We start from the raw sequence: 23,438 nt of genomic DNA, 5'->3' as shown, positions 1-23,438 counted from the left end.
CTAGTGCATGTAAGTGAGGTGTTTATCAGTCCAGACGCTGACGTACATAGCTGCCCGGTGCGGGTTCAATCACCTTGAAGTCAGCATTGCCGTACTCGGCAGGTGCATCCTGCTTTTTACCTGCGCGACGACGAATCCAGTCGTTCCAGTGATTCCACCAGGAGCCTTCCTGACGTTCTGCAGTCTCGAGCCAGTGATCACAGCCTTTGCCCATTTCACCCTTGACCCAGTAGTTGCGACGGTTCTTCTTCGCCGGGTTGATGACACCGGCCACATGGCCGCTGGCACCCAATACGAATTCATTGTTGCCGCTGAGCAGATCCAGTGCCTTGAACGTGGATTTCCAGGGGGCAATGTGATCTTCCACGGTGGACAGGAAGTAGCAGGGGGTTTTCACCTTGCTCAGGTCGATTTTCTCGCCACACACCGTCAGTCCACCCGGTTTCACCAGGTTGTTATCCAGGTACATGCCCTTGAGGTAGTAAGTGTACATGGCAGCAGGCAGGTTGGTGGGGTCGCTGTTCCAGTACAGGATATCGAACGGCGGTGGTGTCTGCCCCTTGAGGTAGTTATTCACTACATAGGACCAGATCAGGTCGTTGGAGCGCAGCATGTTGAAGGAGGTTGCCAGCTCGCGTCCGTGCAGCACACCTTCCTTGTTGACCTTTTCGGCCAGCTGGTTGATCTGCTGTTCATCAATGTAGACGCGCAGGTCACCCGGATCTTCAAAGTCGATCAGCGTGGTCAGGAAGGTACAGCTGCCAACGCTGTTGTCCTTGCGATTGGCCAGTACACCCAACGCAGAAGCGGTCAGGGTACCACCGACGCACCAGGCCACCATATTGATCTTGTCTTGACCGCTCACCTGCTTGACGCAATCAATGGCAGTCAGTACGCCGTCGCCGACATAGTCATCCCAGCTGATATCGCGCTGGTCGATGGAGGGGTTAACCCAGGAGACCAGATAGACATCCTGTCCCTGCTCCAGGCAGAAACGTACGAAAGAGTTATCCGGCTGCAGGTCAAGAATATAAAACTTGTTGATGCTCGGAGGTACGATCAGCGTGGGGCGTTCATAGGTCTGCTCGGTGAGCGGCTTGTAATGAATCAGCTGGAAGATGTCGTTCTGGAAAACCACGGCGCCTTCAGTGGTGGCGAGGTTTTTACCCAGTTCGAAGGCAGACTCATCGGTCATGGAAATATGACCTTTTTCGATATCACCCAGCAGGTTTTTGAGACCATCAACCAGGCTGGCACCTTTGGTTTCCATGGCCTGTTGCAATACTTCGGGGTTGGTAATCGCGAAGTTGGACGGCGACATGGCGTCAACGTACTGACGGGTGTAAAACTCGAGTTTTTCTTGCTGTTGCGGAGAGAGTTTGGCGTTTTGCGCCATTTCGGTGAGCATGCCGGAGGTGAGCAGGTAGGATTGCTTGATGTAGTCGAATACCGGATTCTTCGACCACTCCTCGGCTTTAAAGCGCCTGTCCCCCGGAGGTGGTTCGGCAACGGGTGTTTCGCTCGTGTTGCCACTCATCAGGTTACGCCAGAGGTTGAATTGTGCCTGCTGGTAATCAGCGATGGCTCGAATCCAGACACCAGGGTCTTCCAGCGAGCGTGTGGCCAGCTCGGTCCATGACTGGGTGAACTGGCGCAGAATGTCATCGCCACCGGTCGCGGAGAACATCTCCAGCACTTTGCTGGTTTCACGATTGACGTAGTTGATGAACTCCTGCGGATCGGTTGTCGCGGTGTTGCCGTCTTTATCCGTCATAACTGCCTGTTTTCCATCTCTGCTGATTCAGGGTGCCAGTCCGACGAAAGCATAACTGCCGGTCGCTACTGCCTGGCACCCGCAAGATCACTGTTTATAAGCCAGTAGCGGGAGAACACTTTGAGCATAATCCGGCGGCAGCAAGCGATGCAAGCCCCGTGTTCAGGCTTGATGTCGGTGGCGTTCTCCGATCATGTCATCGATGTATTGCAGAATTTTGTAACTTTCATCTTCTGCCAGTGCCATTTCCGCCACAATCTTGCGGCGTGTTTCCGGTTCTTCGCGCCAGTTTTCGTTGCGCAGAGCGACGGCGCGCTGTACGGCTTCATGGACGGCACGGTGGGGTTGTTCGAGCAGGCGGTAGCTGTTGGTGGTGCTGAACGATTCGAGTCCCGGGCCTTCGTAATACCATTGGCCCAGTCGACACTGATGATGGTTAACGCTGATCGCGTCCATGACTTCAGGACGTTCCTCGTTATGGTCAAACATCAGGTAGCCGTTCTGTTTGAAGATCACGTGGTCAGCCTTGGCCAGAGAGCCGAACGTCAGGTCCTTGGCATAGCTGATATAACGTCGGGTTTCATCAGCGGCAGAGGAGAATGTATCAAATTGCTGGCGCAAGCCCTCGGCCATTTCACTCAGTTCGTTAGACGCACGTTCTGATTCAGTGGCCTGGATCACCATTTCATCCACGCGCTGGCTGAAGCCGCTGACGGTAGCGCTTATCTCGATGGCGGCTTCCTTGGTGCGGTTGGAAAGGGCTTTGACTTCATCTGCCACCACGGCAAAGCCACGACCATGCTCACCGGCTCGAGCGGCTTCAATTGCGGCGTTCAGGGCCAGCAGGTTGGTTTGATCGGCAATTTCAGTAATAAATGACAGCGATTCGGACATCTGCTGGCTTTCTTCGCCCAGCTGCTTGATCAAAACAACCACTGCATCAATGGTGGTATTGATGGCGTGCAGTGATTTTACCATGGTGCTGACGCTCTGCTGGCTTTGCTGTGCGGCTTCACCATTGTTGGCGGCGATGGTTTCAACACGCTCCATTTCCTGGCTGATGCTGAGCAGGTCGGACTGGTTCTGGCGCAGGTTATTGATCAGGTGCGACGTGTTGAGCGTGTGCAGGTCTGAATTGAGCTCATTGCTGGAGACAAATTCAGCCCCTTTACGCATTAGCTCCAGGGAGGTGTTAATGCGGATCAGGGATTCACGCAGCTGGCCCGGCAGCCCCTTGTACAAGGCATAGCGGTCGTACTTGCCCTGGGATACGTGCTGGAAGCAGGAATCGACTTCCTTGAAGTAGGTTTCAATCTTGTCCAGGAAGTCGTTAAGCTCCCAGGCGACCATGCCGACCTCACCCAGGTGGGCAGTATGGGTAATTCGAGAGTCAAAGCCGCCCTTGTTGGCTTCTTCCAGTGTTTGCTCAATGCGGATGAGGGTCTTCAGTGCACGCATCCCTTTACGCCGTGTTATCCAGGCCAGGACTGCTGCGAAAGGCAGTGGCAGGAAAAGCCAGGCACTGAAACCGACTGTGAGCGCAGCTATGAGAACCGGTAGCAGGGTGAGCACAACGAAAGCAATACACGCCATGTTCAACTGCGCAGTCAGGAAAGGTGTGCGGCTACTTTTGCTGTTTTGCATGGATGGGTTCATTGAAGCTCTCACTGCTGGTCCAGTTGGATGATGAACTGATCGTAGCTAACCCCTTGCTCAGCGCAGAGCTGTTGTAACAGGGCTATAGATGCATCGGGCGCGTTCTTGGCGCCAGCCTGACGCTCGACATCCAGCATGCGTTTATAGATCGGCTCAATGGTTGCAATGGCCTTGCGGGTCGGTTTGCGACGCACAGAGTAATAGCCCACCAGTTTTCCGTCTGCGTTGATATCGGGGGTTACATTGGCCAGCACCCAATAGTAACTGCCATCTCGGCAAAGGTTTTTGACATAGCCGAAAAACTCATCGCCATTGCGCAGCAGTTGCCACATCAACCGGTAGGCACCACGTGGCATGTCTGGATGGCGAATAATATTGTGCTGTTTGCCGAACAGTTCGCTTTCCGAGAATCCGGAGATGCGCATCAGCGTGCGGTTACAGTAGGTGATCACGCCGCGGGTATCCGTTTTGCTGACAATGAACTCATCATCCCTGAGTTCATGTTCTTCATTGCGCGGCGTGATACGATTTTTCATCTTCACCTACTGCTGATGTCTGAATAAGGGCACAATATTTTAGGCGAATGGCTGATATTTGAAAGCAATAAGTGCTAAAGGATGACGGGGAGACACACAAAAAATGTGGAAATTGGATCTTATGACCACCGAAGGCTGTCACCTTTGTGATGACGCCATCGTAATATTGCAGGGTAATCTGCAACCGGGTGAGGTTGAAGTGGATCTGGTGGATATTGTCTACGACGAAGACCTGCTGGCGCGTTATGCCGAGCAGATTCCCGTACTGGTTAACCGTGATACCGGTGAGGAGCTGGCCTGGCCGTTTGACGGCCAGGCACTGAGACAGTTTCTGGCGTCAGCCCCTACTGGTTGAGGGCCAGCTGGCTGAACTCCTGTTGGCTGAACAGGGCCACATTCTGTTTGTCCTGTTGGCGGTAGATCACCCGGAATGCCAGCACGTTTTGCACGTACTGTCGGGTTTCATCGTAGGGAATTGTCTCTATCCAGATATCCAGCGGCAGATCACCCCGACTCTTCAGCCACTGGCTGACACGGTGGGGGCCGGCATTGTATGCGGCTGAGGCAAAGGCCTGGTTGCCGTTAAACCGCTGAATCATCTCGCTCAAATAGGCGCTGCCCAGGCGGATATTAAGATCCGGCTTCGACAGGCTGGCAAGGCTGCCCATGGCAATACCGTGGCGGCGAGCAACTGCCTTGGCGGTTGCCGGCATCAGCTGCATCAGGCCACGTGCCCCCACACGTGAGCGTGCTCCCATCCAGAACGCACTTTCCTGGCGTGTAACTGCCAATGCCCAGTAGGGGTCGATATCCTGCTCGCTGGCGTGACGCAGGTAGAGGTCAGGATAAGGGTTGGGAAAGCGCAGTGCCATGTCATTCCAGCGCTTGCTGCTGATGGCGCCACGAATTCCCTGGTGGTGCCAGCCCCAGCGCTGCATCAGATGGGAGGCATTCATGATCTGGTCGTCTGTCATGTCGCGGATGGCCAGGTTCCACTCCGAGCGGGCGTCGCCGTAGCGCTCCAGCGTGAGCAGCTCGGCAATGCGCTGAAATGCCGGTTGTTGGGCAAGCGCATCAAGGTCTGCTTCTGCAGGCGCATGCGGGGTGTCATTCAGTTCATAGGGCTGGTTGAGAATTTGCGCTGCCATAAAGCCATAGAAGCTGCGCTCACCGGACAGCTGGCCCAGTGTGCTGGTGCTGCCTTCAGACTTCAGGTGATTGCGGGCGATGGCACGCCAATATTGCCAGCGATCCGAGTTGCGATCACTCTCGGGGAGCAGGGCAATGCTTTTATCAACTTGCTCCCAGTCGCCATCAACCAGCAGGAGGCGAATGCGCCATTCCTGAAGGCGTGAGTACTGGTGGTCAGGATCCAGCTTTGACAACAGCTGGCGTTCATCCCCCTCAGGGAAGCGTTTGGCCAGCCATACCCCCATGTACTCAGTCAGCTTGGCTGCTTCAGCGGCAGCAAGTGGAAAGCGATCACGCTCGCGTATCCAGAGCTCAATAGCAGCATTCAAGTCCTTGCGTGCCAGCCGGCGCACAGCCAGCTCCAGCAGGCGAGGCCCCTGTTGCTGAGCGTCGGGCATCAGGCGTGCATTCTGATGGAATTCAGCGGGCGAGCTATACAGGGTTCTGGCCAGTTTGGCTGTCTGTTTGTGGCTGTCCTCTTTCAGGAAGTCTTCAACATAACTGGAGAGGGCGGGGCGGCCATTTTCCAGTGCCAGGAGATAGCGCTCAAGCGCATCGGCGGAGGTGAAGTTGTCTGATGTCAGCCAGGGCTTGAACACCGGGTCGCAGGTATCCGGCTGTGAATAGCCGACACGCCATAGTGGTCGAGCTGCCTGCCAGGCCTGTTGTATCTTGCCTGATTCAAGCAGATAGCGGGCATGCAGGCATTTGAGCTCCGTATCAGGCCGTTGAATGGCGTTCCAGGCGGGTAGAAAATCCTCCCATTCTCCTGCTTCGCCTTGCTGTTTTGCCCAGGCGAAAATCAGGCGGCCATAGAGCGGAGTTTTACGATTGCGCTCAAAAAAGTCCGTTACCTCTTCGGCTTCAGCATCCTTAAGGTTGCTGCGCAGTACGCGGTATTCGAGATAAGGGTAAAGCGGATACGCCTGGAGCGCCTCCATCTCTGTCGCAGTCGGCCTCTGAGTCGCCAGCTGGCGATCTATTTGCAGGTAGGATTCCCGCTGCTGGGCAAATTCCTGAGGCAATTGTGCTGACGCAGTGAGCGGCAAGGCAGTCGCAAGCAGGCAGAGGCTAAACAGGGTGGGGCGATTTGGGGACATCTGGCATACCTTTTACTGGGAGCTCGACAACGCTGGCAGTGTAGCCCGAACCGGCAGGAAGTGGCCAGCGTCAAGGCTTATCTGTGCGTCTCAATCAGGTACACTAGCCAGCATTGCTAGAGCTAAGGATGCGGTACATATGCCACTGGTTAAGTTAGAAGGTGTTTCAGTCAGTTTCAGTGCAGCGCCCCTGTTGGATGGCGTTGATTTTCAGATCGATCCCGGCGAGCGCATTGCCCTGGTAGGCTTGAACGGTGCCGGCAAGTCGACGCTGATGAAAGTCGTCAACGGTCAGGTACATGCCGATCATGGCAGTGTTTGGCAGGACCCTGCCATTCGCGTGGCGCAGTTGCCACAGATGCTGCCGGCCGCTGATGAGCGCCTGGTCTATGATGTTGTCGCTGAAGGCCTGGCTGAAGTGCGCGAATTGCGAGAAGCCTTTGAAGCACTTTCGCACAAGACGGACACAGCCTCGCTGCAGAAGATGGAGCGCCTTCAGCTCCGTCTGGAGGCCCTGGATGGCTGGCACCTTGAGCAGCGTGTACAAACGGTGCTGGACCGCCTGGGGCTCGATGCCGACACTCGCATGTCTGAGCTCTCCGGTGGCTGGCGTCGTCGTGCAGCTCTGGGCGCTGCGTTGGTGCAACGGCCGGATCTGTTGTTGCTGGATGAGCCTACTAACCATCTGGATATCGAAACCATTGAGTGGCTTGAGCAGGTCATGCTCGACTACCGCGGCGCGATTTTGTTCGTTTCCCATGACCGTGATCTGGTTGAGCACCTGGCAACACGCATCGTTGAGCTGGACCGGGGCAACCTGACCAGTTTCCCGGGCAGTTATACCCAGTATCTCGAATTGAAGCAGAAGCTGCTGGAAGACGAAGAACGCCAGAACGCCGAGTTTGACAAGAAGCTGGCGCAGGAAGAGCGCTGGATTCGTCAGGGCATTAAAGCACGCAGAACCCGTAATGAGGGGCGTGTGCGTGCGCTCAAACAGATGCGCCAGGAGCGTTCCCAGCGCCGCGAACGTCAGGGTACGGCGAATATCAGTCTCGATGAGGCGCAGCGTTCCGGCAAACTGGTTGCCGAGTTGAAGCATGTGAATATGCAGTATGCGGGCAAGCCGCTGCTGCAGGATTTTTCCATGACGGTTCAGCGTGGTGACCGTATCGGTCTGATCGGCGCCAACGGCAGCGGCAAGAGTACACTGCTGCGCATCATCCTGGGTCAGCTTGAGCCGGATGCCGGCGAGGTTAAGCTGGGCACCAAGATGGATGTGGCCTATTTTGACCAGTTGCGTGGCCAGTTGGATCCGGAAAAGAGTGTTATCGATAACGTTTCCGGTGGTCGAGAAAGCGTCGATATTAACGGCCGTCAGCGCCATATCATCAGCTACCTGCAGGATTTCCTGTTCAGTCCGGAGCGTGCACGTACACCGGTGAAAGCCCTGTCGGGTGGCGAGTGCAACCGGCTCCTGCTGGCGCGTCTGTTCAGTCAGCCTGCCAACGTTCTGGTGCTGGATGAGCCGACCAACGATCTGGATATCGAGACTCTGGAGTTGCTGGAGGAGATCTTGCTTGCCTTTGAAGGGACCATCCTGCTGGTAAGCCATGATCGTCGCTTCCTGGATAACGTAGTAACCAGCTCGGTGGTGTTTGAAGGTGATGCTCGGGTCAGGGAATACGTGGGCGGGTATAAGGACTGGCTACGCCAGCGTCCTCAGCCTGTGCATCAGGCTCAGGCAGATGCCAAGCCGGCAGAGGAAAAGCAGAAAGCTGCCGAGAAACCGCGCCGCAAGAGCAGCAACAAGCTCAGTTACAAGCTACAGCGAGAGCTGGATAGTCTTCCGGAACAGCTGGAAGAAGCCGAAGCCGAACTGGAGAAACTTCAGGCAGAGACCTCGGCACCGGACTTTTACAGCCGTGGTCATGAAGATGTTGCCAAGGTATTGGAGGTGCTCCATCAGCAGGAGCAAAGGCTCGAAACGCTGATGGAGCGATGGGTGGAGCTGGAGGCGATGCAGGAGGAGGGTTAATCCTCCTCTTTTACTCGAATCGCCAATACATCGCACTTGGCGCCGTGCAGCACGCCGTTGGCGGTGGAGCCCAGTAGCAGGGCAAGGCCGTGACGGCCATGGCTACCCACGATGACCAGGTCGGTGTTCAGCTCTTCAGCAGCACGGTGAATTTCGGTTTCGGTGTGGCCGGTGACAATGATTTTACGGCTTACCGGATAACCGACTTTCTCTGCATACTGATCCAGTTTGGTTTTGGCATGGTCATCCAGCTGTTCCTGGATGGTGGTCAGGTCCATCGGGACATCACCGCCATAGGCAAAGCTGAGCGGCTCAACCACGTGAATGAGGTTCAGTTCAGCACCAAAAGCTTCTGCCATTTTGGCGGTTTTGGTGGCCAGCTGATCAGACTCGTCTGACAGATCCAGTGCCAGCAGAATACGTGTGTAGATGCTCATGTGTGCTTTCCTTTTACTGATGAGGAGATGGCTTCAGTTCAAGATTAGCACTGGCTGGCCGGTCGGCCTACCCCGTAATAGACGAATCCCTGATGCTGGACAAACTCCGGCTCCAACAGGTTGCGCCCATCCACGATCAAAGGGGCCTGCATCAGCGCTTTCATGCGGCTGCAGTCCGGTGATGCGTATTCAGGCCACTCGGTCATGATTAAAAGTGCATCACTGTTTTCCAATGCTGCATAGCGGTCAGAATAGAAACTGAGGTTTTTGCAGTCCGGTATTGCCTGTTTGAGCGCTTCGATGGCCTCAGGGTCGTGCAACTGTATGTTGACGCCCTGTGCCTGCAGTGCTCGGATCACCGGCAAGGCTGGAGCGTTGTCCACGCTTGCGACGCCAGGCTTGAATGCACAGCCCCAGATAGTCACGGTTTTACCCTGAAGGTCGCACTGATAGTGCTGCCAGAGTTTGCGGAAAGGCAGCTCCTTCTGACGTTCGTTCTCTTCCAGTACGGTTTTGAGCAGGGTTGAGTGGCGTGTTTCCGACAGGATGTCGGCCAGGCCCTCGATGTACTGGGTGAAATGGGTGCCGCCGAAGCCGCATCCCGGAGCCAGGTAATGCTCGCCAATGCGCTTGTCCGTTGCCATGCCGTGGCGCACTACCTCGATATCGACGCCAAGACGATCGGCCAGGTTGGCCAACTCATTGATATAGTTCAGGCGAAGCGCGAGCATGCCGGATATGGCGAACTTGCTGAACTCGGCTTCCCTGCGTGTCATCCACTGCAATTGTTGCAGGCCGTTGGAGAACGGGCGTAGCAGGGCCTGCAGGCGTGGCTGCATTTCCGGGTGTTCACAGCCAATCAAAAATGCGGTTGGTTGGGAAAACTGTTGCAGCGCCTGGCCTTGCTGCAAAGTATCCGGCAGGCACACAACCGTTTGCTGGCCACGTCCCTGGAGGCAGCCTTGCAGCTGGTCAGAGGCGCCAATGCCAAAATTGCTTTGGTTGATGATAATCAGCTCGTCCGGACCCTGGTGGCCAATTTCGGTGCACAGGGCGCGGGCATCGGACAGGTGTGAAGGGTGCATTGCCAGCCAGTGAATTTCGGCGCTGCAGGCGAGCTGTCGGCTAACCTGGCGAATGGCACCGGTTGCCAATCCCTGACTGATCGACTCCATCAGCCCTGGTTCGGCACGCAGGCTGCTGTCTTCAGGCTGCAGCTGCTGCAGTAAAACTTCGTTGCCGGTGCGGGCCAGTTCGGCTGCCGCTACCCAGGCTGCCAGCTCGTCTCCCCAGATTGCAATCTTCATGCGGGCTTGGATCCTGTGGTCAATTGGTTCAGCTCCTTCAGCAGGCCTTCGGTGGCGGTATCAAACCCCTGTTGCGGGCGGGCGCCAATGTGCGGCAGTAAGGTGTTGGCCATCTGCTTGCCAAGCTCGACACCCCACTGGTCGAAGGGGTTGATGTTCCAGATAACGGACTGAACGAATACCTTGTGCTCATAGAGGGCGATGAGCGCACCGAGAGATCCGGGGGTCAGTTTGTCGAGCAATATCAGAGTGCTCGGCTGATTGCCGTGATAGCGTTGCCAGGCCGAGCCTGTTGCCTGGTCCAGCGCGCTATCGCCGAGGGCGAGTACACGCGCCTGAGCCAGGCAGTTGGCCAGAGTCAGTCTGTGCTGGGATTGCAGAGATTCACCGGCGTCACCGTAGCGGTTGGCAGCTACGATAAAATCACACATAACGGCCTCGCTACCCTGGTGCAGTAGCTGATAAAAGGCATGCTGCGCATTAGGACCGATTTCGCCCCAAAGCACAGGGCACGTCCTGTGCTGAACGCGCTGGCCATCCCGATCCACAGACTTGCCGTTACTTTCCATCTCAAGCTGTTCCAGATACGCCGGCAGGTGGGCCAGGCGTCCATCGTAGGGCAGGATGGCATGAGCATGGATATCGAGAAAGTTGATGTTCCAGATCTCTGCAAGCGCCAGCAGAACCGGCAGGTTGGACGAGCCTGGCGCATGTCTGAAGTGGTTGTCCATGCGGGAGGCGCCATCAAGCAGCGCCTTGAAGCCATCCATGCCAATACGCACAGCAATGGCGAAGCCGATGGTAGACCAGAGTGAATAACGGCCACCGACCCAGTCCCAGAAGTGGAGTAGATTTTCAGCGGATAAGCCCCATTCCTGAGCCTTCTTTGGCCGCGCCGTTATACCGATAAAATGACGTTTCAGCAGCAGTGGATCGGGGATGTTGCTGGCCTGTCGCAGCCAGTCGCGCGCGGTCGCGGCGTTGGCCAGGGTGTCTGCCGTGGTAAAGGATTTGGAAGCCACCAGAAACAGGGTTCTGGCCGGGTCCAAATGTTGTAGCAGACTGGACAACTGGCTGCCGTCCATGGACGAAATGAAATGAATTTTGATGGCGCGGGCAGCAGTCGGCTGAAACGCCTCCAGCCCATGGCACACCATCATGGGCCCCAGGTCCGAGCCACCTACGCCGATATTGACCAGAGTATCGATCGGCTCGCCACTGAAACCGCGCCATTGTTGCTGATGTAGCTGCGACACCAGGTGCTCCATACGCTCCAGTTCACGATGAACATCCTGATTGATGTCCTGCCCATCCAGCAAAAAACTGTTGTGGGCGGGCTGTCGCAGCGCTGTGTGAAGGGCGGGGCGTTGCTCGGTGTTGTTGATGCTTTCGCCGCTGAACAGGGCTTCAATCCAGTTATCGAGTTGACAGCCATCGGCCAGCTGAAGCAAGGCCTTGAGAGTGTCGGCGGTCAGGCGTTGGCGAGAGAGGTCGAGCAGCAGCTCATCCTGACGGAAGCTGAATTGCTCAAATCGGTCCGGGTCCTTTAGCAGGTCCTTGAGATGGTGCGTGCGCTCGGTGTCAGCCAGTTGTTCCAGTGCGCGCCAGGCGGTCTCTTTATCCAAGACGGTTCCTCTTACTCATGCCTTTCGTGGCGTGTAAATCAGGCAGGGCATCTTAGCGGTAATGAGCGGTGCTGGAAAGCTGGCCACTACTGCATCTGCAGCCTTCACTGTATGATGCGTGGCTTTCAATCGGACATCAGCAAGGGCGTGCCTTACATGCAGTGGCTCATCATCGTGTTTATTATCGCTTCGCTTATTGGCTCCATGCTCTGGGTAATGCCCAGCCCCCGTCAGCGTTATCAGGCTGACCTGAGAATGCGGGCACGTAAAATGGGCATTCAAGTGCAGCTGGCGCGTTTGGAATTACCCCGTGCCAAGGGTGAAACTGAAGGCGATATTCTCAATGTGCCTGCCTATCGTATTTTGCGACAGAATCTCGACCGCAAGGAAAAGGATAGCTGGAATGCATGGCAGGTGTTGCGTATCGAAACTCTGAATCAGGAAGCTTTGCCGGAAGGCTGGAGCTGGCGATCTGAATCCATGGGCCTGGAAGAGAATGCTTTGGCTACGCTTGTCGAGCTGCTGAAGCAACTGCCGGATGATGTTGTTGGCATTGAGTCCACGCCGTTGCACCTGACACTGTACTGGCATGAGCGGGGCGAGCCAGAAAGGCTGGAACAGTTGTACGAGCTGGTTCAACCTCTGATTGAGCAGAAAATCTGATTCAGTTCTGCTCGTTCAGGTAATCATCCAGGGATTCTGCCAGAGCACCGGCTCCCCAGGTGCGTTTGGGCTGGAGCTTGTCTATCTGGGCCTGGAGCTCATCCAGTCGCGGCTGTTTTTGCCGCTGCGGAGCAGTCGCACGAACCAGTACCGCCTTGGCGTGGCGCAAGTGGGTTAGAGCTGTTTGCTTGTCACCAGCTTCGAGCAAATTATTGGCCTGGTTCTGGTGGGCGTCGGCTACCAGCGAAACGTTCAGCCAGTAGAGTTCCTGCTGATAGGTGCGCGCCAATTGCCCTGTCATCTTGCCGCCTTTGGCCATTTGAATAATCAGCTTTTCGGCAAAATTGATATAGATTTGGGCGCGCTTGACGGCACGATCGCTGTTGAAACGGGTTTTGTCAGGTCGGCTGCGGTCGCTGCTTTCCTTGAGCTGGCTTACTTCAGTCATCAGCTCGGATTCCGGCGCCAACAGGCTGATCTCCTCGATCAGTGCCATTGCATGCTGGTTGAGCTTGTCGACGATGTCCTGCCGGCAGCCGGCTTCCTTTAGGATGGCCAGGGCGTGCAGGGTGTGCTCGGCCTGGGTGCTAAGCCAGGTAAGGCGATCCCGTTTGGCTTCGGACATCTGCTCGCGTGAGGTGATGACATAATTCACCGCCAGCGCAAGTATGCCGACCCCTGCCAACATGATCACAAGATACAGGTTGTCTCCAAGCATTGTGTTTGGCACCCTGAAAAAAGTATCAATATACGTCAGTATGGTGCCATATTGTAAGAAAAACTGCCGCTGACGGATATGCAGTAGTTTTCATTGATAGCTTGACGCTGGCAGCCCACCGTCTTATATATGCCGGCAGTTTTGAGTTGCCCGTTGTTAAAAAGGATCCGTATCTCATGGGAAAAAGCCTTGTCATAGTCGAGTCGCCGGCTAAGGCCAAAACGATCAATAAGTATTTGGGCAGCCAATATGTGGTCAAATCCAGTGTGGGTCATATTCGTGACCTGCCGACCAGCGGCAGCGCCAGTAAAAGTGATCCCAAGGAGCGTGCCCGCCAGGCGGCGTTGACACGCAAGATGTCCCCTGAGGAGAAGGCCGAGTACAAAAAGCGCAAGTCACAGCAGCAACTGATTGCGCGGATGGGGGTAGATCCGACACAAAACTGGGAGGCGCATTACGAGGTGCTTCCGGGCAAGGAAAAAGTCGTCGATGAGCTGCGCAAGCTGGCCAAGGATGCTGATGCTATCTACCTCGCAACGGATTTGGACCGCGAAGGGGAGGCCATTGCATGGCACTTGCGCGAAGCCATAGGCGGCGACGATAGCCGTTACCGTCGGGTGGTCTTTAACGAGATTACCAAAAAAGCCATCCAGGACGCGTTTTCCGAGCCCAGTGAGCTTGACCTGAACCGGGTTAATGCACAGCAGGCGCGACGTTTTCTGGACCGTGTCGTGGGCTACATGCTGTCCCCGCTGCTGTGGGAAAAGATCGCACGTGGCTTGTCGGCCGGGCGGGTACAATCGGTCGCGGTTAAGCTGATCGTTGAACGTGAGCGCGAGATTCGTGCTTTTATCCCGGAAGAATACTGGGAGGTTCATGCCGATACCCTGACAGCAGCCGAGCAGGCGTTGCGTTTGCAGGTTTCTAAAGTCGGGGGCAAGACATTCCGTCCGGTAAGTGCGGAAGAGACCGAGCAACACCTGGCACAGCTGCGTGCCGGCAGTTTCGAAGTGAAAAAACGCGAAGACCGACCGACCAGCAGCAAGCCCTCGGCACCGTTTATCACGTCTACCTTGCAGCAGGCCGCTTCCACACGCATGAGCTTTGGCGTCAAGAAAACCATGATGCTGGCTCAGCGTTTGTACGAAGCGGGTTACATTACCTATATGCGTACCGACTCCACCAATTTGAGTGCTGAGGCGGTTGAAGGTTGTCGCGAATATATCCGCGAAAATTTTGGTGATGATTACCTGCCGGCTGATCCGGTCAACTACAGCAGTAAAGAGGGCGCTCAGGAAGCGCACGAAGCGATACGTCCTTCAGATGTGAACCTTGAAGTTGAAAAACTCAAGGGCATGGAGCCGGACGCCCAGCGTTTATATGACCTGATTCGCCGTCAATTCCTGGCGTGCCAGATGACACCGGCGCGCTATACGAGTACCCGTATCCACGTTCAGCGTGGTGATTACGAGTTGACCACCAAAGGGCGTATTCTGCGCTTTGACGGTTATACCCGTGTGCTGCCGCCCAAGAGCCGCAGTGATGAAGATGTGATCCTGCCGGACGTCAGTCAGGGTGAGGTTCTCACGCTCAAGGAGCTGGAACCGAAACAGCATTTCACCAAGCCTGCACCGCGCTATTCTGAAGCCAGCCTGGTCAAGGAGCTGGAAAAACGAGGTATCGGCCGTCCTTCCACCTATGCCTCCATCATTTCCACGATTCAGGATCGTGGTTATGTCGAGGTTCAGGGGCGTCGTTTCTATGCCTGCAAGATGGGTGACATTGTCACCGAGCGTCTGAATGAAAACTTCACCGACCTGATGGACTACAGCTTTACAGCGCGCATGGAGCAAAAGCTGGATGAAGTGGCCGAAGGCAGTGTCGACTGGAAACAGCTGTTAAACCAGTTCTACAGCGGTTTTACAGACAAACTGGGCGATGCTCAGGGTGCCGAACATGGCATGCGGCCCAATACGCCGACCGAGACAGATATCGAGTGCCCGGAGTGTGGGCGTCCCATGATGATCCGTACTGCCAGTACTGGCGTGTTCCTGGGCTGCTCGGGTTACAACCTGCCACCTAAAGAGCGTTGCAAGTGCACCATCAACCTGGTGCCGGGTGATGAGGTGGTAAGTGTTGACGGCGATGACGAGGAAGAATCCCGTATTCTGCGCAACAAGCACCGCTGCAAAATCTGTGATGCAGCGATGGATTCCTACCTGATCGATGAAAAACGCAAGCTCCATGTGTGCGGTAACAACCCGGATTGCTCTGGCTTTGAGGTAGAGCATGGCAGCTACAAGATCAAAGGGTATGATGGCCCGAGCATCGAGTGCGACAAGTGTGGCGCCGAGATGCAGTTGAAGACAGGGCGATTTGGTAAATTCTTTGGCTGTACCAACAGTGAGTGTAAAAACACCCGCAAGTTGCTGAAGAACGGCGAGCCGGCACCACCCAAAATGGATCCGGTACCCATGCCGGAATTGCAGTGTCAGAAAGTGGAAGACACCTATGTTCTGCGTGATGGGGCCAGCGGTTTGTTCCTGGCGGCCAGCCAGTTCCCGAAAAACCGCGAGACACGGGCTCCGCTGGTGTCCGAAATTGTGCCGCATCGTGATGAAATCGATCCCAAGTACGAGTACTTGATGCGTGCGCCGCAGAAGGATCCTGATGGTAATCCGGCCGTTATTCGCTACAGCCGCAAGACCAAAGAGCAGTATGTAATGTCTGAAGTGGAAGGCAAGGCTACCGGATGGAAGGCTTTCTACCGGGAAGGCAGTTGGCATGAAGAGACCGGGCGCAAGCGTTGAGCCCGGTTCAACAGGGAATCGAGAGGCAAACTAATGAGTGATGTTTATGCGGTCAGAACCAACCAGAAACTGAATTTTGCACGCCTGCATATCAAGGCGCTGGTTCAGGCTCAGGAGGCTTCACAGTGGAGCAAGCATGCCCGCATCGAGTCATATCACGAATCGATCCTGTTTTTCCTCGCCAGTGGTTATGCCTCGCTACTGCGCGAAATTGCCGAAAACTACGCTCTGAGAGTGGATTCTGTCTCCCGCTTTGCCGATCTTCAGGTAGAGCTGGAAAAAACTGGTCAGGAGTCTCCTGAGGCGACAGAACTTGAACAGCTGGAAGGGAATTCGCAAAGCTGGCTGCACAAAATGCTGTCGGCTTATGATGCCTGCTGGTCTGCTACCAACGGAAAGCCACAGCAGGCTGCTGCGGGTGCAAGCCTTTCTGAAATTCATGTGCTGCAAATCAACCCGGATCACGCCGAAGATCAGGATATGCTGACGGAATTCAATGCCTGGCTGGATGAATTCCGCGGTCTGATCGAGCGTCTCCGGGCCAATATGCAGGAGTGGTAGGGCGTTGGTCAGCCTTTCACCAGGATACCCAGGCTGTTGCCCAGCTGGGCGTCCTGGTTGAGTTGGTTGATATCGGTGGTCTGGTCGGCATTGGCCCAGCAAATGACCGTGTGCGATGTGCCCGCTGCCAGGGCGCGGCTTGTCAAAAGCCGTGATGTTTCATCATCACGGGTATGTAATACCAGAATCTGCTCGATACAGGCACCGCCCTGTTGCAGTAGATCCCGGTTCAGGTTGGATGGCGGATTGATCAGCGTCAGCCATCGATCCTGACGGCTTAACTGGGCAATCATGGGCAGCAGTACGGGTTGCAACGAGATGGTGCTGTTGTGGAGCAGTATCTCGGTGATGTTGCAGGTCTTTGTCGCAGCGGTTTGTGATTGTTCAGCGTAGCGGTAGTCGATGGCTGGCATGGTTGTGCCCTCTGATTATTGGCCCTGCCGAATAACGCCGACACCCAAGCCTTCGATGACCAGCTCTTCAGCCGTCAAATCGACTTCAATCGGGGCGAATTCTTCGTTCTCGGCAATGAGATATACTTTGTCGTCATCGCGCTTGAAGCGCTTGACTGTCACCTCGTCGCCAATCCTTGCGACTACAATCTGCCCATCCCGGGCATCACGTGTTTGATGAACGGCCAGCAGGTCACCATCAAGTATGCCGATGTTCTTCATGCTCATACCCTTTACTCGCAGCAGGTAATCTGCGCGAGGGCGGAAGAAGTCCGCCGAGATGGTGCAATGGTCCTCGACATGCTGCTGAGCCAGAATGGGTTCACCGGCGGCGACCTGGCCGATCACCGGCAAGCCTTCATCCTTGTTCTCCGGTTCCGGCAGGCGAATGCCGCGCGAGGTCCCTTTGGTGAGCTCGATGGCACCCTTGCGTGCCAGTGCCTTCAGGTGTTCTTCTGCGGCGTTGGCAGAGCGGAAGCCCAGCTCACGGGCAATATCAGCACGTGTAGGCGGGTATCCGGTGGTGTCGATGTAGTGGCGTATACAGTCCAGTACTTCTGTTTGTCGTTTTGTCAGTTTCATGGCGGCCGTTACTCAATCGATTTACTGTGATTTTATACAGTAAAAGTACTGGGTCAAGTCCTATCTGTTTAAATATCCAGTATGTTGTTAGAATGCGCGCGGATTGAATATGAGGATTGGACGTGCTGAGTGAAGCGCAGAAAAAAGAGATTCAGGGCGCTTACAGCCGCTTTCTGAAGAGTCGTGGGCTCAGGGCGCGTCCGGCTCAAAAGCAGATGATCGCAACCGTCGCCAAGGTGCTGGCTCAGGCTGATCAAGGCGGCGAGCAAGGCGCTGCCTGGAAGGACAAGATTGCGGTGGTTGAAGCAGGGACTGGTACCGGTAAAACGATTTCCTACCTGTTGGCGGCCGTGCCACTTGCCCGTGCTACCGGACGTAAACTGGTGCTCTCAACGGCCACAGTTGCGCTTCAGGAGCAGTTGATCAACAAGGATTTGCCCGAAGTTGAAGCCCATGCGGGCCTTGCCATGAATTATCAGTTGGCCAAGGGGCGCGGTCGTTACCTGTGTCTGAATAAGGTCGAGCAGCATCTGGAGCAGCAGGGTGTGCTGGGGCAAATTGCCCTCTATGAAGATGAACAGGCGGACAAACTTCCCGATGAAGTGGTGCAGCAGTACCAGGCCATGATGGATGCCTATGCTGCGGGTAACTGGGATGGCGACCGCGATGCGCTGGAGTCCGAAATGGATGACCAGATCTGGCAGCCCTTGACCAGTGACCATCTTCAGTGCAGCAATCGGCGGTGCCTTAACTTCAGTGCCTGTCCTTTCTATCGTGCCCGAGATCGTCTGGAAGAGGTTGATGTGGTCGTTGCCAACCACGATCTGGTGCTGGCGGATCTGGCGCTGGGCGGTGGTGCTATCCTGCCGGAGCCTGACAATACCATTTATATTTTCGACGAGGGTCATCACCTTGCCGATAAGGCCAGCAGTCATTTTGCCTTTTCGGCACGTCTGGGCTCGTCCCAGAAGATGATCGCTTCTGCTGAAAAGCAGCTGGCCCAGATGCTGCTGGATACCGGCTCTGCCATCCAGTTGGCAGACCCTGCGGAGCGACTGCATCGCCCATTCCAGAATATGGATATGGCTCTGGAGCAGCTTGATCTGTTGTTGCGTCCGATGATGGAGTCGCACGACGGTGATCGATATCGTTTCCCGGAGGGCAAGCAGCCAGAGCCGCTGCTTGAGCCCTCTGTCTTGCTGTCCAGTGCTGCCGAGCAGGCGCAGCAGCACATTGAACGAATTGTCGATGTGCTCAAGGAAGCTCTGGAAGGCGGGATTGGTGAAATTCCGCGTGCGGCTGCAGAGCGCTGGTTCCCGCAGCTGGGTGTGCTCTGGGGACGTGTTCAGCAGGTAGGCTGGCTGGCGCAAAGTTACAGCCGACCTGATCCTGAAGGTAAATCGCCAACGGCCCGCTGGATTAATCGCGTTGAAACGCCGACCGGGCACGATCTTGAAATGCGCAGTGCACCCGTGTCCGCAGCAGACACCCTGCAGGAGCATCTGTGGCGCCACTGTCATGCCGCCGTATTAACCTCTGCTACCTTGACGGCGTTAGGGCGCTTTGATGCCATGTTCGCGTCTTTGGGTATTCCGCGCGAGACTACTGCCGTAAGGCTGGAAAGCCCATTTGATTATGCTGCCAATGGGGTGCTCGAAGTGCCTCAAATGACGGCTGACCCCGGTGATCCCGAGGCGCATACCGAAGAGGTGTTGCGCCTGTTGAATGCCGAGCTGGAGAAGGCGAAAGCGGCGTTGGTGCTGTTCAGCTCCTGGCGTCAGATGCGTGCCGTTCTTGATGGCCTGAACCAATCGATCAAGGACCGGTTGTTGGCGCAGGGGGATTACAGCAAGCAGGAAATTCTGCGACGCCATCGCGCAAGTATTGATGCAGGTAATGCCAGTGTTATTTTTGGTCTGGCATCCTTTGCCGAGGGAGTCGATTTGCCCGGCGATTATTTGACTGAGGTTTTCATCACCAAATTGCCGTTCAGTGTGCCTGATGATCCCGTAGATGCTACTATGGCCGAGTGGATTGAGCAGCGAGGTGGAAATCCGTTCATTGAATGGACTGTGCCTGCTGCATCCATGCGTCTTACTCAGGCAGTAGGGCGACTTTTAAGAACAGAACAGGACCGTGGGCGAGTAGTGCTGATGGACAGACGCGTGGTAACGCGTCGTTATGGTCAGCAGCTATTGAACTCCTTGCCCCCGTTTCGACGTGAAATCAAACGTTAACCTGAATGGATCCGATCTTGAGTACAGAAGAAAAGCAGACCGCATCCGCGAATAGTTCCGAACAGAAACCGGGTAAGGGACGTCCGCGTCGACGTCGCCGTTCGCGCAAGCCGCGTGATGGTGGTAATAACTGGACTCCGCAGTCCTTTGATGTGGCTATCGCCGAAGGCAAGCGCAGGTTCCATGATTTTGGCCTGCCGGATGTGCTGATGAGAGCGATTGCAGATCTCAAGTTCGAATATTGCACGCCCATTCAGGCGGCAACTATTCCGCATGCCTTGAATGGACGTGACCTTATCGGTAAGGCCCAGACAGGTACCGGCAAGACCGCCGCATTCCTGATCGGCATCATTACCGACCTGTTGGACTTTCCGCTGCCGGGCGAGCGCCGTAAAAATGAGCCGCGCGCACTTATCATTGCGCCTACACGTGAGCTGGCGCTGCAGATCGCATCTGATGCCGAAGGGCTGTCAGCCTATGCTGATCTGTCGGTCGTCTCCCTGGTAGGGGGCATGGATTACGAGCGTCAGCGCAAGGCGCTGGCGGCCAAGCCGGTTGATATCCTTGTTGCAACGCCTGGTCGCTTGATCGACTTTGTGCGCTCCAAGGAAGTGGATCTGTATCAGGTTGAAGTGCTGGTGCTGGATGAGGCCGACCGTATGCTCAGCATGGGCTTCATTCCGGATGTGCGCACGATTATCCGTCAGACCCCGCGCAAGGGTGCGGACCGTCAGACGCTGCTTTACAGTGCTACCTTTACCGATGATGTGATGCGTCTGGCTGAGCAGTGGACTCAGGACCCTGTCACCATCGAAATCGAGTCAGAGCACAAAACCACCGACAATGTGGCGCAGAAGGTGTTCCTGGTTTCCAGCAATGAAAAATATCAGTTGCTGCGTAACTATCTGCGTATCAACGGCATCGAGCGTGCCATCGTGTTTGGCAACCGCCGCCATGAGACCCGTGCACTGGCGGACCGTCTCAGTAAAGACGGCATCAAGGCTGCATTGATGTCCGGTGAGATTCCGCAGAACAAACGTCTGCGTACGCTGGAAGATTTCCGTAACGGCAAGATCGAAGTGCTGGTGGCTACGGATGTGGCAGGGCGTGGTATCCATATCGATGGTGTCACCCATGTGATCAACTATCAGCTGCCGGAAGATGCGGATGATTACGTACACCGTATCGGCCGTACAGGTCGTGCCGGCGCAACTGGCACGTCAATCTGCTTCGCCTGTGAAGATGATTCCTTCCTGATCCCTGATATCGAGAAGGAAACCGGCGTTAAGCTGGAGTGTATCCATCCTGACGCTGATCTGGTGAAGCCGCTGGACTCTGCTGCCAAGGCCGGTAAAGGTAAGGCTGCAGATAAAGCCTCCGAGCAGGAGCTTGAGGCCGCGGAGCAAGCCGGTGATGCGTCTGATGTCGCGGTCACCGGGGCAGAGCAAAAGTCTTCAGGCTCTGTCAAAGGGCCCGAGGCTACCGCTACCGAAGCGACTGGCGAGGAAGAGCAGGTAGCTGCAGCGACCTCGATTGGCGAAGCCAAGGCCAGTGAATTGCTTCAATCCGCCCCTGAAGTGGTTGCCGACAGTGCTGAAGCAGCCGCTGCATCCGCGGAAAATCCAGTGTCTGATGAGGCTGAAGCCGCGCCTGTTGAAATGCTGGCGCAGTCTGATGAGCGAGCTCTGGAGCCTGCACCTGCACAGGTAGCTGAAGCCCAGTCTAATGACGATGCTGTGGCTGCAGCTGATGCTGACAAGGCTGAAGCAGCAGAGGTTGCATCCGTTTCCGCTCCGGCGGCAGACTCTGCTGAGCAAGCTGAGCAAGCTGAGCAAGCTGAGCAAGCTGAGCAAGCTGAGCAAGCTGAGCAAGCTGAGCAAGCTGAGCAAGCTGAGCAAGCTGAGCAAGCTGAGCAAGCTGAGCAAGCTGAGCAAGCTGAGCAAGCTGAGCAAGCTGAGCAAGCTGAAACAACCGAGAATAAAGTATCCTGAGATCGGGTTCGTCATGGCTGACAAACACAATCTTCAGCGAATCAGTACGGTGCTGGCCATTGTGGCCAGTGCCTTCTTTGCCGCGATCGCCATTGCCGGGTATCAACGCACCGGTGATATGAACCAGTTGCTGGTTTTTCTGGCGATCGCTGTGCTTGCGTTCGCGATCGTAAAGTTCCTGTTTGCCGGCATTAGTCGTTTGCTGGATAAAATAGATTCCCCCTGAGTGTTCGCTGGCGGTGGGTGATACCGCCTAGGGAGATTTCATGAACGCACAAACGCCGGTTGCGGTGCTGGGAGGCGGTAGCTTCGGTACCGTTCTTGCCAATTTGATGGCGGAAAAGGGCTTGCCTGTCCGTCTGTGGATGCGAAATGCCGAGGCCGTTGCCGAGGTCAACGCAACCAGTCATAACACTCATTATCTGCCGGGCATTACGCTTGCGCCCTCTCTACAGGCGACCACCGATCTTTCTGAGGCTCTGAGCGGCGTTGAGGTGGTTTTCGTCGCCATTCCCAGCAGCGGGTTTCGAGAAGTTCTGCGTCAGGCTGTTCCCCTGTTAACACCCGAGCAGATTCTTGTGTCCACGACCAAGGGTATTGAGGCCGGTACCTTTTGCCTGATGAGTCAGATCATTCAGCAGGAGTGTCCTGATGCGCGCTTTGGAGTGCTTAGTGGCCCCAATCTGGCCAAGGAGATCGCGGCCAAGCAACTGACGGCTACCGTTATTGCCAGTACCGATGAAACGGCTCGTGAGCGGGTTCAGGCACTCCTGCATACCTCTTATTTTCGTGTTTATGCCAGTTCCGATACGTATGGTGTTGAGCTGGGCGGCACGCTCAAAAATATTTACGCCATTGCTGCAGGTCTTAGCGCCGCGCTGGGGATGGGTGAGAATACCAAGAGCATGTTGATGACGCGCAGCCTGGCGGAAATGAGCCGCTTTGCCGTGAGTCTTGGTGCCAACCCTTTTACTTTCCTCGGTCTTGCCGGTGTGGGTGATTTGATTGTCACCTGCATGTCGCCCTTGAGCCGAAACTACCGAGTCGGCTTCGCATTGGGTGAGGGTAAAACTCTGCAGCAGGCAGTGGATGCCTTAGGGGAAGTGGCTGAAGGTGTGAATACCTTGCGCCTGGTAAAGGAAAAAGCCGAGAGCATGGATATTTACATGCCCTTGGTGAGCGGTCTTTACGAGGTGGTGTTCAATCATGCACCGGTAAAAGAGGTCGCACGCGGGATGATGCTCAACACCCAGAGCACAGATGTTGAGTTTGTGTTGCCCAGGCAGGAATCATAATGCAGCTGGTGTTGCTGCGACATGCCGAGGCCGTACCCGGGCATGACCTGGATGCGGATCGCCCGTTGACCGCGCGTGGCCTGCAGCAGGCGCAGGTGATGGGGCGGTTGTTGGCAGCGCGTTTTGATCAAGTGCGCCTTGTGGCCAGCCCCTGGTTGCGCGCGCGTCAGACGGCCGAGCAGCTGGCAGTTGCTTTGGGTGCGTCTGTTTCTTCCCTGTCTGAACTCACACCCGTGGGGAGTCCTGAAGGTGTTTTCGGTGCTCTTGAGCCGATTTGGCAAGATGACGGGGTATTAGTGGTTGTGACGCATCAGCCGCTTTGTGGGCGTTTGGTCAACTGGCTCGTTGATGGCCGTGATCTTGGTTTGTCTATGTCGCCATGCTGCGGTGCCTTGTTGGAGCTGGATTGGCCTGCTGCCGGTATGGCGCTTCACTCGCGCTGGTTGTCGCCGAATCCGGATTAAGGTG

19 protein-coding genes and 1 pseudogene are annotated in these 23,438 nt (G+C 55.7%); 10 read left to right on the top strand and 10 right to left on the bottom strand.

The window, feature by feature from the left end:
* Positions 1-25 precede the first annotated feature (25 nt).
* From O3C79_RS12650 to O3C79_RS12640, 3 genes are all read right to left on the bottom strand, one after another.
* Positions 26-1,774, bottom strand: coding sequence for a PHA/PHB synthase family protein (locus O3C79_RS12650; RefSeq protein ID WP_494383384.1), 1,749 nt, complete (start codon positions 1,772-1,774; stop codon positions 26-28).
* A 162-nt stretch (positions 1,775-1,936) separates the two neighbouring features.
* A complete protein-coding gene (locus tag O3C79_RS12645; RefSeq protein ID WP_494383383.1) occupies positions 1,937-3,418 on the bottom strand; it encodes a methyl-accepting chemotaxis protein in 1,482 nt (493 codons plus the stop codon).
* 20 nt (positions 3,419-3,438) lie between these two features.
* Positions 3,439-3,966: a PAS domain-containing protein gene (locus tag O3C79_RS12640; RefSeq protein WP_494383382.1), complete on the bottom strand. Its 528-nt coding sequence runs from the start codon at positions 3,964-3,966 to the stop codon at positions 3,439-3,441.
* Between the two features lie 103 nt (positions 3,967-4,069).
* Here O3C79_RS12640 and O3C79_RS12635 point away from each other — a divergent pair, with 103 nt between their 5' ends.
* Positions 4,070-4,321, top strand: coding sequence for a glutaredoxin family protein (locus O3C79_RS12635; RefSeq protein ID WP_494383381.1), 252 nt, complete (start codon positions 4,070-4,072; stop codon positions 4,319-4,321).
* Here the strand turns inward: O3C79_RS12635 and O3C79_RS12630 are convergent.
* On the bottom strand, positions 4,311-6,257 hold the full coding sequence (locus O3C79_RS12630; RefSeq protein WP_494383380.1) for a transglycosylase SLT domain-containing protein: 1,947 nt from the start codon (positions 6,255-6,257) through the stop codon (positions 4,311-4,313). The genes O3C79_RS12635 and O3C79_RS12630 overlap by 11 nt on opposite strands.
* Before the next feature lie 139 nt (positions 6,258-6,396).
* Between O3C79_RS12630 and uup the strand changes: the two genes are divergently transcribed.
* Positions 6,397-8,292, top strand: a complete 1,896-nt coding sequence (gene uup, locus O3C79_RS12625; RefSeq protein ID WP_494383379.1) for an ATP-binding cassette ATPase Uup — start codon at positions 6,397-6,399, stop codon at positions 8,290-8,292.
* On the opposite strand, the gene O3C79_RS12620 is transcribed toward uup, so the two are convergent.
* Genes O3C79_RS12620 through pgi form a run of 3 tightly spaced genes read right to left on the bottom strand, consistent with a single transcriptional unit; the run spans position 8,289 to position 11,661 of the window.
* Positions 8,289-8,729 (bottom strand): universal stress protein, encoded by a 441-nt coding sequence (locus O3C79_RS12620; RefSeq protein WP_494383378.1) that lies wholly within the window; start codon positions 8,727-8,729, stop codon positions 8,289-8,291. The two genes, uup and O3C79_RS12620, sit on opposite strands and share 4 nt — an antisense overlap.
* A gap of 44 nt (positions 8,730-8,773) precedes the next feature.
* Positions 8,774-10,036, bottom strand: coding sequence for a UDP binding domain-containing protein (locus O3C79_RS12615; protein WP_494383377.1), 1,263 nt, complete (start codon positions 10,034-10,036; stop codon positions 8,774-8,776).
* Positions 10,033-11,661 carry a glucose-6-phosphate isomerase gene (gene pgi / locus O3C79_RS12610; RefSeq protein WP_494383376.1) on the bottom strand — a complete coding sequence of 543 codons (1,629 nt, stop codon included), beginning with the start codon at positions 11,659-11,661 and terminating at the stop codon, positions 10,033-10,035. Before pgi ends, O3C79_RS12615 begins: the two co-directional genes overlap by 4 nt.
* A 111-nt stretch (positions 11,662-11,772) precedes the next feature.
* Between pgi and O3C79_RS12605 the strand changes: the two genes are divergently transcribed.
* Positions 11,773-12,324: a hypothetical protein gene (locus O3C79_RS12605; RefSeq protein ID WP_494383375.1), complete on the top strand. Its 552-nt coding sequence runs from the start codon at positions 11,773-11,775 to the stop codon at positions 12,322-12,324.
* Between the two features lies 1 nt (position 12,325).
* On the opposite strand, the gene O3C79_RS12600 is transcribed toward O3C79_RS12605, so the two are convergent.
* On the bottom strand, positions 12,326-13,042 hold the full coding sequence (locus O3C79_RS12600; RefSeq protein WP_494383374.1) for a DNA topoisomerase I: 717 nt from the start codon (positions 13,040-13,042) through the stop codon (positions 12,326-12,328).
* A gap of 176 nt (positions 13,043-13,218) precedes the next feature.
* On the opposite strand from O3C79_RS12600, the gene topA reads away from it, so the two are divergent.
* Positions 13,219-15,852 (top strand): type I DNA topoisomerase, encoded by a 2,634-nt coding sequence (gene topA / locus O3C79_RS12595; protein ID WP_494383373.1) that lies wholly within the window; start codon positions 13,219-13,221, stop codon positions 15,850-15,852.
* Positions 15,853-15,885: 33 nt separating this feature from the next.
* Positions 15,886-16,413 (top strand): DUF6586 family protein, encoded by a 528-nt coding sequence (locus tag O3C79_RS12590; protein ID WP_494383372.1) that lies wholly within the window; start codon positions 15,886-15,888, stop codon positions 16,411-16,413.
* Positions 16,414-16,421: 8 nt separating this feature from the next.
* Here O3C79_RS12590 and O3C79_RS12585 read toward each other — a convergent pair whose 3' ends face one another.
* Entirely contained in the window at positions 16,422-16,826 is a 405-nt protein-coding gene (locus O3C79_RS12585; RefSeq protein WP_494383371.1) for a cell division inhibitor SulA, read from the bottom strand.
* A gap of 15 nt (positions 16,827-16,841) precedes the next feature.
* A complete protein-coding gene (lexA, locus tag O3C79_RS12580) occupies positions 16,842-17,447 on the bottom strand; it encodes a transcriptional repressor LexA (protein ID WP_494383370.1) in 606 nt (201 codons plus the stop codon).
* Positions 17,448-17,569: 122 nt separating this feature from the next.
* On the opposite strand from lexA, the gene dinG reads away from it, so the two are divergent.
* From dinG to O3C79_RS12555, 5 genes and pseudogenes are all read left to right on the top strand, one after another.
* Positions 17,570-19,684 (top strand): ATP-dependent DNA helicase DinG, encoded by a 2,115-nt coding sequence (gene dinG / locus O3C79_RS12575; protein WP_494383369.1) that lies wholly within the window; start codon positions 17,570-17,572, stop codon positions 19,682-19,684.
* Positions 19,685-19,701: 17 nt separating this feature from the next.
* Positions 19,702-20,991: pseudogene (gene rhlB, locus O3C79_RS12570) on the top strand (ATP-dependent RNA helicase RhlB); the annotation flags it as partial.
* A 697-nt stretch (positions 20,992-21,688) separates the two neighbouring features.
* Entirely contained in the window at positions 21,689-21,901 is a 213-nt protein-coding gene (locus O3C79_RS12565) for a hypothetical protein (RefSeq protein WP_494383368.1), read from the top strand.
* 40 nt (positions 21,902-21,941) lie between these two features.
* On the top strand, positions 21,942-22,970 hold the full coding sequence (locus tag O3C79_RS12560; RefSeq protein ID WP_494383367.1) for an NAD(P)H-dependent glycerol-3-phosphate dehydrogenase: 1,029 nt from the start codon (positions 21,942-21,944) through the stop codon (positions 22,968-22,970).
* On the top strand, positions 22,970-23,434 hold the full coding sequence (locus O3C79_RS12555) for a SixA phosphatase family protein (RefSeq protein ID WP_494383366.1): 465 nt from the start codon (positions 22,970-22,972) through the stop codon (positions 23,432-23,434). Before O3C79_RS12560 ends, O3C79_RS12555 begins: the two co-directional genes overlap by 1 nt.
* Positions 23,435-23,438: the final 4 nt, after the last annotated feature.

The sequence above is a fragment of the Marinobacterium sp. NO-S09 genome (assembly GCF_059179545.1).
This window is presented reverse-complemented; position numbering and strand designations above follow the sequence as displayed.

Bases quoted from the DNA above. Each gene is read 5' to 3' on its own strand.
- O3C79_RS12650 (WP_494383384.1), bottom strand. From the start codon at position 1,774: ATGACGGATAAAGACGGCAACACCGCGACAACCGATCCGCAGGAGTTC.
- O3C79_RS12645 (WP_494383383.1), bottom strand. From the start codon at position 3,418: ATGCAAAACAGCAAAAGTAGCCGCACACCTTTCCTGACTGCGCAGTTG.
- O3C79_RS12640 (WP_494383382.1), bottom strand. From the start codon at position 3,966: ATGAAAAATCGTATCACGCCGCGCAATGAAGAACATGAACTCAGGGAT.
- O3C79_RS12635 (WP_494383381.1), top strand. From the start codon at position 4,070: ATGTGGAAATTGGATCTTATGACCACCGAAGGCTGTCACCTTTGTGAT.
- O3C79_RS12630 (WP_494383380.1), bottom strand. From the start codon at position 6,257: ATGTCCCCAAATCGCCCCACCCTGTTTAGCCTCTGCCTGCTTGCGACT.
- uup (WP_494383379.1), top strand. From the start codon at position 6,397: ATGCCACTGGTTAAGTTAGAAGGTGTTTCAGTCAGTTTCAGTGCAGCG.
- O3C79_RS12620 (WP_494383378.1), bottom strand. From the start codon at position 8,729: ATGAGCATCTACACACGTATTCTGCTGGCACTGGATCTGTCAGACGAG.
- O3C79_RS12615 (WP_494383377.1), bottom strand. From the start codon at position 10,036: ATGAAGATTGCAATCTGGGGAGACGAGCTGGCAGCCTGGGTAGCGGCA.
- O3C79_RS12605 (WP_494383375.1), top strand. From the start codon at position 11,773: ATGATGCGTGGCTTTCAATCGGACATCAGCAAGGGCGTGCCTTACATG.
- O3C79_RS12600 (WP_494383374.1), bottom strand. From the start codon at position 13,042: ATGCTTGGAGACAACCTGTATCTTGTGATCATGTTGGCAGGGGTCGGC.
- topA (WP_494383373.1), top strand. From the start codon at position 13,219: ATGGGAAAAAGCCTTGTCATAGTCGAGTCGCCGGCTAAGGCCAAAACG.
- O3C79_RS12590 (WP_494383372.1), top strand. From the start codon at position 15,886: ATGAGTGATGTTTATGCGGTCAGAACCAACCAGAAACTGAATTTTGCA.
- O3C79_RS12585 (WP_494383371.1), bottom strand. From the start codon at position 16,826: ATGCCAGCCATCGACTACCGCTACGCTGAACAATCACAAACCGCTGCG.
- lexA (WP_494383370.1), bottom strand. From the start codon at position 17,447: ATGAAACTGACAAAACGACAAACAGAAGTACTGGACTGTATACGCCAC.
- O3C79_RS12565 (WP_494383368.1), top strand. From the start codon at position 21,689: ATGGCTGACAAACACAATCTTCAGCGAATCAGTACGGTGCTGGCCATT.
- O3C79_RS12560 (WP_494383367.1), top strand. From the start codon at position 21,942: ATGAACGCACAAACGCCGGTTGCGGTGCTGGGAGGCGGTAGCTTCGGT.
- O3C79_RS12555 (WP_494383366.1), top strand. From the start codon at position 22,970: ATGCAGCTGGTGTTGCTGCGACATGCCGAGGCCGTACCCGGGCATGAC.